This window comes from Algibacter mikhailovii (genome assembly GCF_014651495.1).
In the GTDB taxonomy this organism is placed as follows: Bacteria; Bacteroidota; Bacteroidia; order Flavobacteriales; family Flavobacteriaceae; genus Algibacter_E; species Algibacter_E mikhailovii.
Window position 1 is genome coordinate 1 of record NZ_BMWZ01000033.1, and the last position, 1,136, is coordinate 1,136.

General features: G+C 29.0%; 1 protein-coding gene. It reads left to right on the plus strand.

Annotated elements, in window-relative coordinates:
- The first annotated feature begins 134 nt into the window (after positions 1-134).
- Positions 135-902, plus strand: a complete 768-nt coding sequence (locus IE051_RS18510; protein WP_189362901.1) for a DUF6090 family protein — start codon at positions 135-137, stop codon at positions 900-902.
- Positions 903-1,136: the final 234 nt, after the last annotated feature.

Genomic DNA, 1,136 nt, shown 5'->3' on the forward strand with positions numbered 1-1,136 from the left:
TAAGTTTATTCCTAAATCTAAAGTTAGCGCTTGTTTGCTTGCATCTGATTTTCCTTCGGAAAATCCTCGCACTCAAACTACGCACTATTCTTATACCAACACGTTAGCCTTCATTATGACCAACCTCAAAACCAATGATAAAATTCTTTAGAAAAATTCGTCAAAACTTACTTGTGGAAAACAAAACTGGAAAGTATTTTAAATATGCTATTGGTGAGATTTTACTTGTCGTTATTGGTATTCTTATTGCTTTACAGATTAATAATTGGAATGAAAATAGAAAGAATAATAATATCGAACAAAGTACTTTAATAAGTCTAAAGTCTGATTTAGAATCTGCTTTAGTCCAACTCAATAACAAAATAGGACAAAACAGAGATTATAAACAAATGGATTCTATTTTACTTGATGTTATTCATTTTAAAAAAGATATTTCAGAAGATAGTTTAGTGGGCCTAACTTTAAGTCATATTTTTTCACCTGGTTTTGATCCTGAATTAGGAACATTAAATGAGATTTTGAGTACTGGGAAAATGGAAATTATACAAAATAGAAACCTAAGAAAACATATTTCTACATGGAATAAATATATGGATGAGTTAGAAGAAGTTGACGAAAAATTGGCACATTTTGATCTACAAGTAAAAGACCCTCTTTATTCAAAACAATTACCTTATAGAAATAGTATTTCGGCATACTTAAATTATAATCTTAAAACTAATTATGAATTTCCAAAATCTAATTTCGAATGGAATTCTAAAGCACTATTACAAAACAAAGAATTTGAAAATATGCTTTCAAACTATATAATTTATTCAACAATACAATATGGACGCTTATCAGATATTAAGCAAAACATCAATGAGATGATTACTCTAATTAATCAAGATATTAACAACTAACGAAAGGCTAACAACGTGTATAACCAATTGCTTGGTTATAGCTGACTTGGAAATTCCTACGGAATTTCCTCTGGTTCGTTTTCTTTTGTTAACTTAGTTCTCGCCAACGCAACAAGCCATACACGAACACGTTGTGTGCAATATAAAAAACAGCAAAATGAAGTACTTTTCATTGATGACTTTTGATTTATTGTTTTATCAAAAAGCTATAACATAATTGAAAAGAACGCCAAC

What these genes read in the sequence shown, in the direction of transcription:
- IE051_RS18510 (WP_189362901.1), top strand. Translation starts at nt 135, where the DNA reads ATGATAAAATTCTTTAGAAAAATTCGTCAAAACTTACTTGTGGAAAAC.